Origin of the sequence: Rhodopseudomonas sp. P1, from assembly GCF_039642825.1 — a bacterium.
Lineage (GTDB): Bacteria > Pseudomonadota > Alphaproteobacteria > Rhizobiales > Xanthobacteraceae > Rhodopseudomonas > Rhodopseudomonas palustris_H.
The window spans coordinates 5,138,157-5,153,898 of record NZ_CP088006.1 but is presented as its reverse complement, the minus strand read 5'-3'; the positions used below and the strand labels follow the sequence as shown (position 1 = coordinate 5,153,898).

Genomic DNA, 15,742 nt, shown 5'->3' with positions numbered 1-15,742 from the left:
TTGCTGCGCTTGCTACCTAAGCAAGCTTCGTTGTTACATTATCTATCTCTTCGACGCCTCACCCCGCCCGTCGCAGCGCTGCGTCGCTGGTCTGCTTCCCGTCCCACACCGAGCCCGGCACCATCGCTTCGCCGCGCATGATCAGCCGGGCGGTGCGCAGCAAGGCGGCGCGGGTGACGTTCTGCGGGTTGGCTGGATCGACTTCGATTTCGACCGAGAATTCGCCGGTCGGGTGCTCCACCGAGCTCTGCTTCACATTTCCATCCGGCACCTGCGCGATGCCTTCGGTGACGCTGCCTTTCAGCACGCAAGCGGTCGCCACCGTCACGGCGGCGAGCACGCCGATGGCGTCGTGGCAGACGTGCGGAATGAAGCTGCGGGTCGAGATGCTGCCGCCGGCGCGCGGCGCCGAGATCAGGGTCATCTTCGGATAGTTCTTCGATGTGACGTCGCCGAGCCGCATCGCGTGGCCGCAGGCGATCCGCAGCTTTTCCAGCCGCGCCTTCAGTTCGGTGTCGGCGTTGAGCTGGGCGACGCCCTCATAGCCGGTGCGGCCGACCGCCTCGGCGCGAAACATCACCAGCGGCATGCCGTTGTCGATGCAGGTCACCTCGACGCCGTCGATGATATCGCGGACGTTGCCGGTCGGCAGCAGGCTGGGCGCCACCGAACCCGCGGTATCGAGGAAGTTGATCTTGATCGGCGCCGAGGTGCCGGGCGCGCCGTCGATCCGCGCGTCGCCTTCGTAATCGACATGGCCATTCGGCGTCTGCACCGTGATGTCGCACTGCATGTCGGTGTTCAGCGTCAGCACCCGCAGCGTGGTGGTCGGCCCTTGCGGCTTCACCAGCCCGGTTTCCAGCGCGAACGGCACGACCGCGGCCAGCATGTTGCCGCAGTTCGGCGTGGTATCGACCGTGTCTTTCTCAGGCTGGAGCTGGGCGAACAAGAAATCGAGATCGACGCCGGGCTTCGATCCTTTGGAAACGATGCCGACCTTGCTGGTGAGCGGATGAGCGCCACCGAGGCCGTCGATCTGGCGGCGATCGGGCGAGCCCATCACCGCGCGCAGCACCTTGTCGCGGGTGGCGATGTCGCTCGGCAGGTCGGCTGCATTGAAGAAGGGGCCGCGTGAGGTCCCGCCGCGCATGAACAGGCAGGGAATGGCGGTTTGCATTCGTTTCCTTCCGGATTGTTATTGCTATTTTGGCCGGGCGGCCTGATCGGCGCCACGGCGGGTGGTCTATAACAGCTATCGGCTTCCGGCATGGCAACCGCCCGTGCCGAAAACCGTGAGCCGGAATCAGGTGGGGAGCGTCCGCACCAGCTCGGTCAATATCCGCATGCTGTGCTGCGCCAGCGGCGTCGGCCGCCGCGTCGCGGACACCACGAGGCAAAGAGCGCTCGCCGGTGCGGGCTCGATCAGCGGACGCATCACCAGCTCGGCCGCCCGCGGCGAGGCGGCCACCCCGCTTCGCGTCAGCACCGCGTGGCCGTAGCCGGCGCAGACCAATTCGATGATCGACGGTACGCTCGAGACTTCCCAGGCGATGTCGAGCTTGACGCCGGCCAGCGCCGCCTCGTTCTCCAGCAGCCGTCGCATCGCGTGCACCCGTTCGGGCACGATCAGCGGATATTTCGACAGCTCTTTGAACGGCAGCGGTGCCGCGGCGGTGCGGCGTTTGCCGGCGGGTGCGTAGCTGACCAGTCCGAGCGGTTCCTGCAGCAGCGGCGTGATTTCGATGCCGGACTGGGCGTCCGGATTGTAGACGAGGCCGACATCGGCGCGGCCGGTGGTGACCCATTCGATGATGTGCGACGATAGGCCTTCGACGATCGCCAACCGGGCCGACGGCAGGGTGCGCTTGAAGTGGTCGATCAGCGGCAGCGTCAGTTGCCGCGCAATCGACGGCGGCAACCCGATGGTGACGCGGCCGACCGGCGCGTCGCGGCTGGCGCCGAGATCCTCGCGGGCATGCGCGACCATCTGCATGATGGCGACGGAGTGATCGAACAGCCGCCGCCCGGCTTCCGTCAGCGCCACGCCGCGGCCGTTACGCAGAAACAATTGCTGGCGCAGTTCGGTCTCCAGCCCGCGCACCTGCCGGCTCAGCGCCGGCTGGGCGACATCCAGCACCATCGCGGCCTTGCTGAACGAGCCGAGCTCGGCGACATGCATGAAATATTCGAGCTGCTTGAGGTTCATCGTTGGTCGCGGGCCCGCCGCTATTGCCGCTCGATGCCGGACTGCTCGATCACGGCGCGCCATTTCTCGATGTCGGCGCGCAGCCGTGCCGCCAACTGGTCCGGCGTCGACGGTTTGGCGTCGATGCCAAGTTCGAGCATCTTCTTCTTGAGGGCGGGCTCGGCCAGGATTTCCTGCAGCGCCGTGTTCAAGGCGCCGATCACGCCGGGTGGCGTGCCGGCCGGCGCGAACAACCCGTTCCAGGATTCGATGCTGGCCTCGATGCCGCTTTCGCGCAGCGTCGGGATCTCGGGCGTGATCTTCGAGCGCAGCGGCCCGGTCGCTGCCAGCGCCCGGATCTTGCCGTCGGCGAGATTGCCCTTCAGCGCCGAATAGCTATCGATCGTCAGATCGACGCTGTCCTGCAGCAGCGCCACCAGCACTTCCGGCGTTCCGCGAAACGGAACAATCACAAAGTCGACCCCGGCCGCAGTCTTGAACAACGCCGCAGCGAGGTTCTGCGTGCTGCCGGTGTTGATGGTGCCGACATTGAGCGCGCCGGGCTTCTGCTTCGCCGCCTTGATGATGTCTTCCAGCGTCTTGAACTTGGACTCGGCGCGCACCGCGAACAGGAAGTCGAAGGTGCCGAGGCTGGAGATCGGCGCGAAATCCTTCACCGGGTCGAACGGCAGCTTCTTGAACAGCGACACGCTGATCGCGGTGCCGTTCGACAACAGCGCCAGCGTGGTGCCGTCCGGCGGCGATGAGATCACCGTGCGCGCCGCGGCGATGCCGCCGGCGCCCGGCTGGTTCTCGACATAGAAACGCTGGCCGAGTTTGGTGCCGAGCTGATCGGCGATCAGGCGCGCTGTGATGTCGGCGACACCGCCGGCCGCGAACGGCAGCACGATCCGCACCGGGCGGGTCGGATACAGGCCCTGCGCCACCGCGAGCGACGGAATCCTCGCCGTCGCCAAGGCTGCGGCAGCGGTGGTCAGGACGGCCCGGCGAGACAAAACAATACGTCGGATCAAGCTCATGGCGCGACGATAGTCCAACTGAACCGGATTTCACAGCGACCGCTGCAATTGACCTGATGCGGCCGGACCGTCAGAATCGTGCGTAACGAACGGGAGGGGCTCGCGCCTGCGCCGAGCTGTCCGCCCGACTGAAGAAGTCTTTCCGAGGAACGTTGTGGAGTCCCGATGTCACAGCCGCCGCTGTTTCGCCCGTTCACCCTGCGCGGCATCACCGCCAAGAACCGCATCCTGATCTCGCCGATGTGCCAGTATTCCGCGGTCGAGGGCGTGGCCAACGACTGGCACCTGGTGCATCTCGGCAAGTTCGCCCAGGGTGGCACCGGCATCGTGATGGTCGAAGCGACCGCGGTAACCGCCAACGGCCGCATCACCCATGGCGATCTCGGACTGTGGAACGACGACCAGATCCGGCCGCTGGAGCGGATCGCCGCCTTCCTGCGCGACAACGGTGCGGTGCCCGCGATTCAGCTCGCGCATGCCGGCCGCAAGGCGAGCATGCAGCGGCCATGGTACGGTAACGCGGCGCTGACCGCGGAGGACATCGCCCGCGGTGATCAGCCGTGGGACATCGTCGCGCCGAGCGCGATCCCGATGGACGAAGGCTGGCTGACACCGCAGGAACTGACCGACGACGATCTCGATCATCTGCTCGAGGCTTGGCGCAGCGCGACGCTGCGCGCGGTCGAAGCCGGGTTCGAGATGCTCGAAGTGCACTGCGCCCACGGCTATCTGCTGCACTCGTTCCTGTCGCCGCTGTCGAACAAGCGTACCGACGCGTATGGCGGCGACCGCGCCGGGCGGATGCGGTTTCCGCTGGAGGTGATCGAGACGGTGCGCGCCGCCTGGCCCGACACGCTGCCGCTGGCGGTGCGGGTGTCGGCGGTCGACGGCGTCGATGGCGGCATCGAGCTTGCCGACTCGGTGGTGTTCGCGCGCGAGGCCAAGGCGCGCGGCGCCGATATCATCGATTGTTCGTCGGGCGGACTGCTCGGATCGGCCACCGCCAACCGGATTCCCCGCGGCTACGGCTTCCAGGTGCCGTTCGCCGAAACCATCCGGACCGAAGCCGAGATCCCGACCATCGCGGTCGGCCTGATCATCCATCCCGATCAGGCCGAGAAGATCGTCGAGCAGGGGCAGGCGGATCTGATCGCGATCGGCCGCGAGGCGCTGTTCGATCCGAACTGGGCGCTGCATGCGCAGCTCGAACTCACCGAAGGCGACGAGGTGTTTGCCGACTGGCCGAAGCAATACGGCTGGTGGCTGGAGCGCCGCGAGTCGGGCCTGCGCAAGCTCGACGGGCCGAAGCTGCCGTTCCGGCGAAGCTGAGAGAGCAGCCGCGCGGTCTGAAAACGCGGATGGCCGGGACGAAGCCCGGCCATGACAAATCCGTTCAAAACGCGGCCACTATGCGGGGCGGTAGGATGGGCGAGCGCAAGCGAAACCCATCGAACCCGTCGTCGCGTCAGGGTGGCACTCGCTAAAGCTCACCCCATCTGACGACGTTAACGAGTCGTTACCAGCCGCAGCCGCCGCAGCGCGGACGAACCGGTGCGTAGTAGCTGTAACCCGGCGACACCATTTCGACGCGTTCGCGGGTGGCGTATTGCGGCGGAATGCGCTCGTATTCAACGCCGCCAGGAGAGACCATCACGGTCTTCGGCACCATCACGGTGCGATACTGCGGCGGAACGCGGTGGGCGACCACGCGGCCCGGGTTGACCATCACCGTCTCCTCGACGGTGCGGTACTCCGGAGCAACGTATTGCTGCTGATAGCAGGTGTAGCACGGCGGCGGGGCGCAGCCGTAACAAGCGGAGGCTGCGGTCGGCAGCGCGACGGCCGCGCCGGCGACGACGGCGGAAGCGAGCAAAGCGGCGGACAAACGAGACATGGACGATCCTCAGCGCCAATGAAATATCGCCGCATGTTTGGTTGTGATCACGACGTCCGTCAACGATCGAGCAGAATCAACCTTTACGAAGATTATTAACGGTGCGGCTTGGTAACCACTTGGTTATCAATCCGCCGCCCGCCGCGAACTACGCCGCCCGCACCGTTCGGAGGAAGCGGACGACTTCGTCTTTCAGCCGGGTGCTGTCATGCGCCAGCGACTGCGCCGCGGACAGCACCTGCGCCGAAGCCGAGCCGGTCGCCGAGGCGCCGCGCTGGACTTCGACGATGTTCACCGAGACCTGATGGGCACCTTCGGCGGCGTGGTGCACGTTGCGCGAGATTTCCTGGGTCGCGGCGCCCTGTTCTTCGACCGCGGAGGCGATCGTCGCGGCGATCTCCGACATCCGCGCGATGGTCTCGCCGATCTGCCGGATCGCGCTCACCGACTGGTCGGTGGCACTCTGGATGCCGCCGACCTGCTGGCTGATCTGGTCGGTGGCCTTGGCGGTCTGTTCGGCGAGCTGCTTCACTTCGGCCGCCACCACGGCGAAGCCACGGCCGGCTTCGCCAGCGCGCGCCGCCTCGATCGTGGCATTCAGCGCCAGCAGGTTGGTCTGCGCCGCGATGGTGTTGATCAGTTCGACGACGTCACCGATCCGCGATGCGGCTTCTGACAGATGGCTGACGCGCTCATTGGTGGCCTGCGCCTGCGTCACCGCCTCGCTGGCAATCCGCGCCGACTCTTGCACCTGGCGGCTGATCTCGTTGACCGAGGACGACATCTCTTCGCTGGCCGACGCCACCGATTGCACATTGGTGGAGGCCTCCTCGGAAGCTGCGGCGACCAGGGTGGTGAACTGCTGGGCGTGATCGGCGGTCGAGGTCAGGGTGGTCGCCGAAGCTTCCAGCTCGGTCGAGGCCGACGACACGGTCTCGACGATCTCGCCGACTGCGTCTTCGAATTTGGCGGCGAGGGCGATCATCTCGCCCTTGCGCTGCTGGGCGGCCAGCCGGTCCTGCTCCGCCTTGGCGGCGGCTTCTGCTGCGGCACGCTCTTCGGCCTTCAGCTTGCAGGACTCCACCGCCCGCGCCATGTCGCCGATCTCGTCGCTGCGCTGCAGGCCCGGCAGTACCAGATCGAGTTCGCCATCGCCGAGGCGGCGGATGCCGGCGTTCAGCCCGCTGAGCGGCTTGGTGATCGACCGCGCGATCCAAATGCCGAGCACCATCACGGTCAGGATGATGGCGATGATCGCGATCTGCATGCGCTGCTCAGTGGCCCGCCGCGCGGTGGCGGCCATCGTCTTGGCGAGTTCCGCCTGCTGACGCACCGTGCCGGAAAGCTCGTCGAGCGCGGGCTGCAGTGCCCGGTAGGTCGTCACCATGTCCTTCTCGGCACGGTCCAACGCAAGCGCATTCTCCATCCAGGCGGAGAAGTCGCGCTGATAGGCGGCGAGCTTTTGCGTGATTTCGGCCTTGGCGGTTGGCGGCAGGTCGGAGGCTGCGAGCAGCTTGGCGAATTCGGCGGATTGCTTCTTCATCCCGTCGCCGTATTTCGGATGACGGCGGAGCATGAAATCCTTCTCGTGCCGGCGCATCATCAGCATCTGGACCATCAGGGCCGGGGAGTCGAAGCTGCTGATCGTCTTTTCGACATCGTGCACCGACGCCCGCAGGCTGCCTTCGAGTCCAAGGTCCTCCTTGAGCCCGAGCTTCACGGTGGCGTCGGCGAACCTGCCGAATTGGTTTTGGTAGTTCTCGAAGCCGTCTTGCACCGACTTCAAACTGCGCGTTAGGTCGGTCTGACCGGCCACCTCAGTCTGCCGGATCAAATCGGCGAGCATCTCGGCTGCGGCGCGGCCGCTCTGCTGAAACAGCCCAAGATACTGCTCTTCCTTGCGCAGCATGAAGTTCTTCTCGGCACGGCGCTGCTCGAGAAGGGCGATCTGCAATTTCGCGTTGCTGTCGCCGAGTGTTCGGGCCCGGTCGTCGATCAGCCTCGCTGCATCCTGTGACGATGTCCCGATCATGTACAGCGCGCCGAGGGCGAGAACGCCGATGATGCCGACCAGAGCGATGGAATTGATCTTGGACGTGAGGCCGAGACGAAGAGACATGGGAGATCCCGAGTTTCAGACGATTCGCTTGGACGATGATGTGTGAGTTGTGGATGTGCTTGTTGGTGAGGCAGGCAATCTGCACAAACACTGAGCAATTTGCGACGTAGTCGATCGCTGGTCCGATGAGGCTCCAGATTCGAATCTTGACGTAATAACTAAGCTTGGACGAGCCGGTACTAAGTTTGCCTTAAGATCTCTCGCGACACGGAAGGCCTGGTACTTATCCGAATCGGATTGATTAGTTGTCGCGAAGCTTTCGCAAAACGGGTATGACGCTTCGATGACGATCGTCGGGAATTTCATGCAGACGCCGGATCGGAGGCGATCGATTACTAACAGAGGTGCGAGCGATAGAATCCGGTTCGGCGTTCTCGTGCGGTGTCGAGAGATTGCGCCCGACGCGATCGGTCGTAGTGACGCACGTCAGCGCATCTCGCGGGTCCCGTGGCTGGCCACGGACCTGCTTCATGCGGTCTGCGTCCAGGCATCGGCCGCGGGTGCCGGCGGGCATCCGTCATGGAACCGAATCGGCGTTCCGCCACGACGTGTCGAACCGTCCTGTTTCAGTTTGGGACCCCACCAACCGCAGTGCATCCTGCGGGCAACACTCGATTTGAAATTGGCCCGAGGCGGGCCGTCGATCTGGACAAAGCCTTGATCGGAAATCACCCTGACGCTGTTTCGAGGGCGCGCGGTCTGCGGCTTCGCGACGGGGATCGTTGGGGGAGCCATGAGACTGTTCACGGGGATGCTCGCGGCCATGCTGCTGGTCGCCAGCGTGGCGTCGAGCCAGGCGATGGTGCGAATCGCCGACGATCGTGGCGGCCGGATCGGAACCTATGTGGACCGCTACCAGTCGCTGCGCAGCTCCGGCGAAACCGTGATGATCGACGGCCTGTGCGCCTCGGCCTGCACCATCGTGCTGGGTGCGGTTCCGCACGATAAGATCTGCGTCACCTCCCGGGCCAATCTCGGCTTCCATGCCGCCTGGGATCTCGGCTCCAACGGCAGCGTCATCACCAATACCGAAGCGACGCAGATGCTGTACACGATGTACCCGACCAGCATCCGCCGCTGGATCGCCAAGCGCGGCGGCCTGACCCGTCACATGATCTTCCTGCGCGGCAAGCAGCTGATGTCGATGTACCGGCCCTGTTACATGGACGCGCAGGCTCAGGCTGGCCGCTGATTCCGCGCCCGCGATCCATCCTCCGGATGACGTGATCAGTGCGACGGCGTCGCGGCTTGCCGGGCGCCGCCGCTGGCTCTATTGGGGGCAACCGTGCGGCGAGTGCCGCACATCGCAGTGGCCGGGCTGAAAACAGCGAACCAGCTGCTCCGAAGGTTGCGAGGTGTCTGCCGATGTCTGCACAAGCCAAATCCATCCGCCCGCTGGTCGTGATCGCCGCGTTTGCCGGCAGCCTGATCGTCGGCCTCGTGGTCGTGCTGTGGCTGCTCGGCGGTTTGCAGAAGATCTCGGCACCGGCGACGATCGGTGGTCCGTTCCGCCTCACCGACCAGAACGGCCAGGTCATCACCGAACAGAGCATGAAGGGGAAGCCGACCCTGATCTTCTTCGGCTTCACCCGCTGCCCGGACGTCTGCCCGACCTCCCTGTTCGAGTTGTCGCAGGTGCTCGGCGCGATGGGCCCCGATGCCGAGCGGATCAATGCCTATTTCGTCTCGGTGGATCCCGAGCGCGACACTCCGCAGTCGATGAAGGACTATCTGTCGAGCTTCGATCCGCATCTGAAGGGGCTGGTCGGAACCCCGGAGGCCACCGAGAAGATCGAGAAGGCCTACCGGGTCTACGCCAAGAAGGTCCCGCTCAAGGACGGCGACTACACGATGGATCACACCGCGCTGATCTATCTGATGGACAAGTCGGGCAATTTCGTCTCGCCGTTCAACATCAAGCGCAAGCCCGAGGAGGCTGCGGCCGATCTGAAGCGGTATCTGTAGCTTACGCCGACAGCCGCCATCGCGACCGCCGGGCTTTTGGCTGCGGCGCCAGCGGATGCGGACGGCGGGCAACGCCGTGCTGAGTCTTGTCCCAGCGGTACGGACACCAGACGAATTGCGCCAGCGCGCGCCACGCCGCCACTGATAGGCACAGCCAATAGAGCGGCGTCAGCGCCAACGCCCCGGCGTGCCGCAACTGCCGCCGCCGGGCGAGGCCGAGCAGGCCGACCACCAATGTCGATGCAATGCCGGATGCGATCGTGAGCCAGTGCAGCGCGCTCGGCGCCGCGGGCTCCAGCCAGCCGCCGAGCCAGACCGACAACTGCTCCGGCCAATCGATTGCCGCCGCCACGGCGAGCCACACCAATAATGGGTAGGCCAGCGCCGACAGCACATTACCACCGACCACCAGGTTGAGGCCGATCACGCCACGCCAGCCGATCTCGCGCCACAGCCGGATCGGCTGCCGCATATGCACCTCCCAGGTCTGGATCCAGCCCTTCATCCAGCGTGCCCGCTGCGGCAGCCAGTTGCCAAACGCGATCGGGGCTTCCTCGTAGGTGGCCGAAGCAATGGTGACGCAGCGGTGGCCGAACCGGGCCAGCCGGAAGCCGAGGTCGGCGTCTTCGGTGACGTTGTGCGGATCCCAGCCGCCGATCGCGCGGAGCACATCGGTACGGAAATGGTTGGAGGTGCCGCCGAGCGGCAGCGGCAGGCCGAGCGCGGCAAGGCCCGGCAGAAACAGATCGAACTGGCCGGCATATTCGGCCAGGAATGTCCGCGACAGCCAGCTATGGGTCAGATTGTCGATGCACAGGCTGGCCTGGACGCAAGCAGTGTTGGGGCTCGCGGCATCGAACGCCGCCAACGCCGCCCGCAGCTGGTCCGGATCGGGGCGGTCTTCGGCATCGTACACCGCAATGAAGCTGCCGCGCGCGAAGGCGAGGGCGTAGTTCAGCGCTTTCGGCTTGGTTCTCGGCTCGACCGCCGGCGCGATCAGCACCCGCAGGTGCGGCCGTCGTTTGATCCGGGCCAGTGCCGCGCGGGTGGCGAGGTCGTCGAGCTCGATCACCAGGATCAGGTCGAGCTTCTCGCGTGGGTAATCGAGCGCGTCGAGGGCCTCGACCAGCGTTCCCACCGAGTCGGCCTCGCGATACAGCGCCGCCACCACCGTGTAGATCGGCAGTTCGGCGTCCGGCTTTCGCGGCGGCGTTGGCAAGGTCGGGCGCGGCCACAAGCAGGCCAGCAATCGCAATCCGGCAAAGCCGATGAACCAGGCCGCCAGCAGCGTCGTCGTGACGTCGGGATCAGGGAAGAACGGCAGCGCGAGCAGGACCGCCACGCAGGCTCCGCGCTTCAGGCGCTGCCGCCACACTGGACCGGCCTTGCGCGGTGCCGCCGACAGCATCGGATGGCGCTGGTGCAGATCGGCGCTGGCGATACTGGCCAGCGCGCGCTCGCCCTGCCGCGCCAGAAAGGTCTCCAGGTTCGCCGTCGAGGCCAATCGCAGCCGCGAGCGTGTGTCAGGATGGTCGTCCAGCAGCCTGCACAGCCGATGGCTCGCAAGATGTCGCGGCGCCACCACCCAGATCAATTCGCCATCGACCCGGAGCGGCACGATTCCGGTCGCAGTGGCAGACGAGATTTGCGTGTCCTCCAGCGGACAGTCAGCGCGGCCGAACGCGCCGAAGTCTTCGAAACTGAGGCGAAGCCAGCGGGCGAGATAGCGGAGATACGCTTCCTCCTCGATCAGGCCCTGCTGAATCAGGACGCGGTCGGCACCGATGTCGAGGTCTCTGGCGCGCCGCGCGGCGGCCTGCAGCAGTGCCGGCGACAGCACGCCGCGCAGGCAATCCAGCTCCGGCGCTGCGATCGCTTCGGATTGTCGGTCGGTAGCCCCGCGCCATTGCTCGTCCGGATAATTGTCGTTGCTGACGAGGGCAGGCCGGGCGGCGAGAAAGCGGGGCGGCCCGGGCCATGGGGCGATTGCCTCACCATCGCCGCGCCCGTCGCTCATAGTCTCGTGCAGTCCGGCGTGGTCGGTCCCGACCATAGCACGCTCTTACGCAAACGATACTCGCGTCTCGCGTCGGATGGTCTATAAGACCGCCGGTGCGGAACCCCTGACTATGCAACCACAGATTGCGATGTTGATCAATGGCCGACCGGCCGTCTGGCGCGCAGCCGTGGCGGCGCTGGCGCTCGCCGCGGCCGCGCTGCTGACGCCTGGCGTCGCGCGGGCCGCGGAGACCGCGCCCGAGGCGAAGGCGATTGCGGATGCGACCGCGCATGCGGTGCCGGGGTTTTGGGATCCGCGGCGGCGGCCGGAGCGGCCGGATATGTCACGCCTGACGATGATCCGGTTCCTGACCGAGGTCGATTACCCACCGTTCAACTTCACCGGGGCTGACGGCAATCCGGCGGGGTTCAACGTCGATCTGGCCCGCGCGCTGTGCGACGAGATCAAGATCACCTGCACGGTGCAGATGCGGAAGTTCGAGACCCTGCTCGACGCGCTCGCCGGCAATCGCGGCGACGCCATCATCGCGTCGCTGGCGGTGACGCCGCAGACCCGCACCAAGCTGGATTTCACCGATCCCTACTATCGCACGCCGGCGCGCTTCGTTGCCCGCAAGGATGCGGTGATGCGGGAGATGCGGCCGGAATATCTCGAAGGCCGCAAGGTCGGCGCGGTCGCTGGCTCGGCGCATGAGGCCTATCTGAAGGCGATGTTCACCGACGCCGAGCTGCATTCCTATCCGAATGCCGAGGCGCTGCGGACCGCGCTGAAGCGGGGCGAAGTCGATTTCATCTTCGGCGACGCGATCTCGCTGGCGTTCTGGATCAACGGCACCGACTCGGAGAACTGCTGCGCATTCTCCGGCGCTCCGTTCCTGGAGAGCCGCTATTTCGGCGAGGGCGTCGGCATCGCGGTGCGCAAGGGCAACGACACGTTGCGCCAGGCGCTGAATTGGGCGCTGTTCCGGGTTTGGGAAAAGGGCCAGTACACCGACTTGTGGCTCCGGTATTTTTCCGTCAGCCCGTTTTGAAAGACCCGCCTTCAAGGGCGGCTGGAGACCTGAATGACGACGATCGACCTTCCGAGCGCTTCCGAGCTGCGCACCCTCGCCGAACAATCCAATGCCTGGCCGTTCGAGCAGGCGCGCGCGCTGGTGAACCGGCTGAAGAAGCATCCGAAGGACGAGGTGCTGTTCGAGACCGGCTACGGTCCGTCGGGGCTGCCGCATATCGGCACGTTCGGCGAGGTCGCGCGCACCACGATGGTCCGCCATGCCTTCCGTGTGCTGACCGACGACAAGATCAAGACCAAGCTGCTGGCGTTCTCGGATGACATGGACGGCCTGCGCAAGGTGCCGGACAACGTGCCGAACAAGGAGCTGCTGGAGAAGAATCTCGGCAAGTCGCTGACCAGCGTGCCGGATCCGTTCGGCACCCATGATTCGTTCGGCGCCCACAACAACGCGCGGCTGCGCGCCTTCCTCGACACCTTCGGCTTCGACTACGAGTTCGCCTCAGCGACCGATTACTACAAGTCGGGCCGGTTCGATGCGACGCTGCTGAAGGTGCTGGAGCGGCTCGAGAAGGTGATGGCGATCATGCTGCCGTCGCTCCGCGAGGAGCGCGCCGCCAGCTACTCGCCATTCCTCCCCATTTGCCCGCGCACCGGCGTGGTGCTGCAGGTTCCGATCGTCGCGCACGACGTCAAGGCCGGTACGATATCTTACGACGATCCGGAAACCAATGAACGCATCACCGTTCCGGTCACCGGCGGCCATTGCAAGCTGCAATGGAAGCCGGACTGGGCGATGCGCTGGACCGCGCTCGGCGTGGACTACGAGATGGCGGGCAAGGACCTGATCGATTCCGTGAAGCTGTCCGGCAAGATCGCCCAGGCGATCGGCGGCACGCCGCCGGAAGGCTTCAACTACGAGCTGTTCCTTGACGACAAGGGCCAGAAGATCTCGAAGTCGAAGGGCAACGGCCTGACCATCGAGGAATGGCTGCGCTACGCGTCGCCGGAATCGCTGTCGCTGTTCATGTATCGCGAGCCGAAGGCGGCAAAGCGGCTGTATTTCGACGTGATCCCGCGCAATGTCGACGAGTATCAGCAGTTCCTCGATGGCTACGCGCGGCAGGATCTGAAGCAGCGGCTCGCCAACCCGGTCTGGCACATCCATTCCGGCAATCCGCCGCAGGCCGACATGCCGGTGACGTTCCAGCTGCTGTTGACGCTGGTGTCGTCGTCCAATGCCGAAAACGCCGATACGCTGTGGGGTTTCATCGGCCGCTATCGGCCGGGCGTGACGCCGCAGAGCCATCCCAAGCTCGATGCGATGGTCGGCTACGCGATCAATTACTACCGCGACTTCGTGGCGCCCACCAAAGTGTTCCGCGATCCGACCGACGCCGAGCGCGCCGCGCTGCAGGATCTGCGCGATGCCTTGTCACAGCTGCCGGCGGACGCGACCGCCGAGGCGATTCAGGACGTGGTGTACGAGATCGGCCGCCGCGAACCGTTCCTCGATCACAAGAAGACCGCCAAGGACGGCAAGCCCGGCGTCTCGCTGGACTGGTTCAACATGCTGTACCAGGTGCTGCTCGGCCAGGAGAAGGGGCCGCGGTTCGGCTCGTTCGTCGCCGTCTACGGCGTCAGCAATGCGGTGGCGATGATCGACGGCGCGCTGGCGCGCAGCGCGTAAGATCAACAAGCGCGGCGCCGGGCTATGCGATCAGGCCGCTCGCACCGCGGCCGAGAAACGATCGACCTCGGTCTTGAGATGGCGGCTTTCCGCCAGCAGCGCGGCGGCGAGATCGTGCACATGCGTGGAGGCCGCGCCGGTTTTCTCGGCGCCTTCGCGGACCGCCCCGATCGTCCTCGAGACTTCGGTCGCCGCATCCGCCGACTGCCGCACCGTGCTGGCGATCTCGCGCATCGCGGCGCCCTGGTGGTCGACAGCCGAGGCGGTCGAATCCGAAATCTCCGAGATCTGCAGGATGGTGTTGCCGATCGCCTCGATCGCCGACACCGAGGATTCGGTCGCCGCCTTCATCTGGGCGATCTGTTCGGTGATCTCGTCGGTCGCGCGCGCGGTCTGCGCCGCCAGCGCCTTCACCTCGGCGGCCACGACGGCGAAGCCGCGGCCCGCCTCGCCGGCGCGCGCGGCTTCGATGGTGGCGTTGAGCGCCAGCAGGTTGGTCTGTCTGGGACGCGACCGCGTTGATCAGATCCACCACATCGCCGATGCGCCCGGCCGCTTTCGACAGCTCGGCGATCCGCGCGTTGGTTTCCTGCGCCTGCCGGACGGCGGCCTGCGAGATGTTCTGCGATTGCCGGACCTGCTGACCAATCTGCGAGGCCGATGAGGCTACCTCGTTGCAGGACACGGACGCGGATTGCGCCGTTGCACAGGATTGCTGCGAAGCCGCCGCCACCGTCGTCGCCAAGTGCTGCGTCGTCTCGGCCCCGCTCTCGAGTTGTCTCGCTGCGGCTTCCATGTCGGTGGAGGTGGAGGTCACGGTCTGCACGATGCGGCCGATGGCGCGGTCGAGATCGTCGGCCATCTTGTGCATCTCGGCGCGGCGGTCGGCATCGGCTCGCGCCTTGATGCCCTGCTCGGACTCCATGGCTTCGACCCGCAGTGCGTTGTCCTTGAACACCTGAACGGCCCGCGCCATCGCGCCGACCTCGTCGCCGCGCTCGATCGCCGGAATCGCAACAGCCCGATCGCCGCTCGCCAGCCGCCGCATCACCTCGGTCATCCCGGTGATTGGGACGATCACCCCTTTGACGATCGCCGTCAGCCCCGCCACGAACAGCAGGAACACGATGCCGGACACGCCCCACAGCAGATAATTGAGGTCGGTCACCCGGACCGCCGTCGCGGCTTCGGTCGCGGCGTTGAGGTCGTTGGTGCGCTTGACGATATCGTCGATGATGGCGCGATGCGCCGTGTAGGCGGCGGTCAGATCCTTATAGGCCTGCATCGACGTGTCCGGGTCCTTGGCCTCGATCGCCGGAAGCAAGCTCGCATCGACGATGCGCCAGAATTTCTGCACCTCGCGGTCGGAATCGTCGATCAGCCGGGCCTTGATCGCCGGCTCCAGCGGTGCCTTGCTCCAGAAAGCGTGACGTTCCTGGTACTCCTTCTTGAGGCGGCCGAGCCGCTCGCGGTGAAGCGCGGAGGAGCCGGGGTCTTCCAGCGCCAGTGTCGCCTCCAGATAGGCTTCGATCACATAGGCGGGCGGCGGCAGGATATCGGCCACCAGATCGTTGCCGAGCTTGATCTGCTCATACAGCGGTCCGCCGACCTTGAGCTGGGAAAGGCCGTACAGGCTCGCCCCGAAAATCGCACCCAGGCCTGTGCCGATGATGAGGCCGAACATCAGAACCGCTCGGGTGATTGAAAGTCGCATCTAAGCCTCTCAGGTCGAAGCCGCATAATTCACTCACCAGCGGGAGATTGTGGAATCCCGGAGCGGCGTCTCGGTTCAATGAACGAGTTCCTAAATACCCCACG

The 15,742-nt window shown here is 65.6% G+C and carries 11 protein-coding genes and 1 pseudogene; 5 read left to right on the top strand and 7 right to left on the bottom strand.

Features of this window, described 5'->3' with window-relative positions:
• Window positions 1–58 precede the first annotated feature (58 nt).
• The 3 genes from LRC39_RS23820 to LRC39_RS23810 form a co-directional block, all read right to left on the bottom strand.
• Window positions 59–1,177, bottom strand: coding sequence for a 4-oxalomesaconate tautomerase (locus tag LRC39_RS23820; protein ID WP_346295865.1), 1,119 nt, complete (start codon window positions 1,175–1,177; stop codon window positions 59–61).
• 126 nt (window positions 1,178–1,303) lie between these two features.
• A complete protein-coding gene (locus LRC39_RS23815; RefSeq protein WP_346295864.1) occupies window positions 1,304–2,206 on the bottom strand; it encodes a LysR family transcriptional regulator in 903 nt (300 codons plus the stop codon).
• Window positions 2,207–2,226: 20 nt separating this feature from the next.
• Window positions 2,227–3,162 carry a tripartite tricarboxylate transporter substrate binding protein gene (locus tag LRC39_RS23810; RefSeq protein ID WP_346295863.1) on the bottom strand — a complete coding sequence of 312 codons (936 nt, stop codon included), beginning with the start codon at window positions 3,160–3,162 and terminating at the stop codon, window positions 2,227–2,229.
• A 228-nt stretch (window positions 3,163–3,390) separates the two neighbouring features.
• Between LRC39_RS23810 and LRC39_RS23805 the strand changes: the two genes are divergently transcribed.
• Entirely contained in the window at window positions 3,391–4,554 is a 1,164-nt protein-coding gene (locus LRC39_RS23805) for an NADH:flavin oxidoreductase/NADH oxidase (RefSeq protein WP_346295862.1), read from the top strand.
• A gap of 187 nt (window positions 4,555–4,741) precedes the next feature.
• On the opposite strand, the gene LRC39_RS23800 is transcribed toward LRC39_RS23805, so the two are convergent.
• Both LRC39_RS23800 and LRC39_RS23795 read right to left on the bottom strand, forming a co-directional pair.
• Window positions 4,742–5,119, bottom strand: coding sequence for a hypothetical protein (locus LRC39_RS23800; RefSeq protein WP_107346226.1), 378 nt, complete (start codon window positions 5,117–5,119; stop codon window positions 4,742–4,744).
• 148 nt (window positions 5,120–5,267) lie between these two features.
• On the bottom strand, window positions 5,268–7,238 hold the full coding sequence (locus tag LRC39_RS23795; protein ID WP_346295861.1) for a methyl-accepting chemotaxis protein: 1,971 nt from the start codon (window positions 7,236–7,238) through the stop codon (window positions 5,268–5,270).
• Between the two features lie 733 nt (window positions 7,239–7,971).
• Between LRC39_RS23795 and LRC39_RS23790 the strand changes: the two genes are divergently transcribed.
• Together LRC39_RS23790 and LRC39_RS23785 are read left to right on the top strand one after the other, a co-directional pair.
• Window positions 7,972–8,430: a hypothetical protein gene (locus tag LRC39_RS23790; protein WP_346295860.1), complete on the top strand. Its 459-nt coding sequence runs from the start codon at window positions 7,972–7,974 to the stop codon at window positions 8,428–8,430.
• Window positions 8,431–8,603: 173 nt separating this feature from the next.
• Complete coding sequence (locus LRC39_RS23785) at window positions 8,604–9,203, top strand: SCO family protein (RefSeq protein WP_346295859.1); 600 nt, start codon at window positions 8,604–8,606, stop codon at window positions 9,201–9,203.
• Window position 9,204: 1 nt separating this feature from the next.
• Here the strand turns inward: LRC39_RS23785 and LRC39_RS23780 are convergent, their stop codons facing one another.
• Window positions 9,205–11,256, bottom strand: coding sequence for a glycosyltransferase (locus LRC39_RS23780; protein WP_346295858.1), 2,052 nt, complete (start codon window positions 11,254–11,256; stop codon window positions 9,205–9,207).
• 76 nt (window positions 11,257–11,332) lie between these two features.
• On the opposite strand from LRC39_RS23780, the gene LRC39_RS23775 reads away from it, so the two are divergent.
• Window positions 11,333–12,253, top strand: coding sequence for a transporter substrate-binding domain-containing protein (locus tag LRC39_RS23775; RefSeq protein WP_346295857.1), 921 nt, complete (start codon window positions 11,333–11,335; stop codon window positions 12,251–12,253).
• A gap of 33 nt (window positions 12,254–12,286) precedes the next feature.
• Window positions 12,287–13,924 (top strand): lysine--tRNA ligase, encoded by a 1,638-nt coding sequence (locus tag LRC39_RS23770; RefSeq protein WP_107357153.1) that lies wholly within the window; start codon window positions 12,287–12,289, stop codon window positions 13,922–13,924.
• Between the two features lie 30 nt (window positions 13,925–13,954).
• On the opposite strand, the pseudogene LRC39_RS24600 reads toward LRC39_RS23770, so the two are convergent.
• Window positions 13,955–15,638, bottom strand: a pseudogene (locus LRC39_RS24600) (methyl-accepting chemotaxis protein).
• Window positions 15,639–15,742: the final 104 nt, after the last annotated feature.

What these genes read in the sequence shown, in the direction of transcription:
- LRC39_RS23780 (WP_346295858.1), bottom strand. Translation starts at nt 11,256, where the DNA reads ATGGTCGGGACCGACCACGCCGGACTGCACGAGACTATGAGCGACGGG.
- LRC39_RS23795 (WP_346295861.1), bottom strand. Translation starts at nt 7,238, where the DNA reads ATGTCTCTTCGTCTCGGCCTCACGTCCAAGATCAATTCCATCGCTCTG.
- LRC39_RS23800 (WP_107346226.1), bottom strand. Translation starts at nt 5,119, where the DNA reads ATGTCTCGTTTGTCCGCCGCTTTGCTCGCTTCCGCCGTCGTCGCCGGC.
- LRC39_RS23820 (WP_346295865.1), bottom strand. Translation starts at nt 1,177, where the DNA reads ATGCAAACCGCCATTCCCTGCCTGTTCATGCGCGGCGGGACCTCACGC.
- LRC39_RS23815 (WP_346295864.1), bottom strand. Translation starts at nt 2,206, where the DNA reads ATGAACCTCAAGCAGCTCGAATATTTCATGCATGTCGCCGAGCTCGGC.
- LRC39_RS23770 (WP_107357153.1), top strand. Translation starts at nt 12,287, where the DNA reads ATGACGACGATCGACCTTCCGAGCGCTTCCGAGCTGCGCACCCTCGCC.
- LRC39_RS23785 (WP_346295859.1), top strand. Translation starts at nt 8,604, where the DNA reads ATGTCTGCACAAGCCAAATCCATCCGCCCGCTGGTCGTGATCGCCGCG.
- LRC39_RS23805 (WP_346295862.1), top strand. Translation starts at nt 3,391, where the DNA reads ATGTCACAGCCGCCGCTGTTTCGCCCGTTCACCCTGCGCGGCATCACC.
- LRC39_RS23790 (WP_346295860.1), top strand. Translation starts at nt 7,972, where the DNA reads ATGAGACTGTTCACGGGGATGCTCGCGGCCATGCTGCTGGTCGCCAGC.
- LRC39_RS23775 (WP_346295857.1), top strand. Translation starts at nt 11,333, where the DNA reads ATGCAACCACAGATTGCGATGTTGATCAATGGCCGACCGGCCGTCTGG.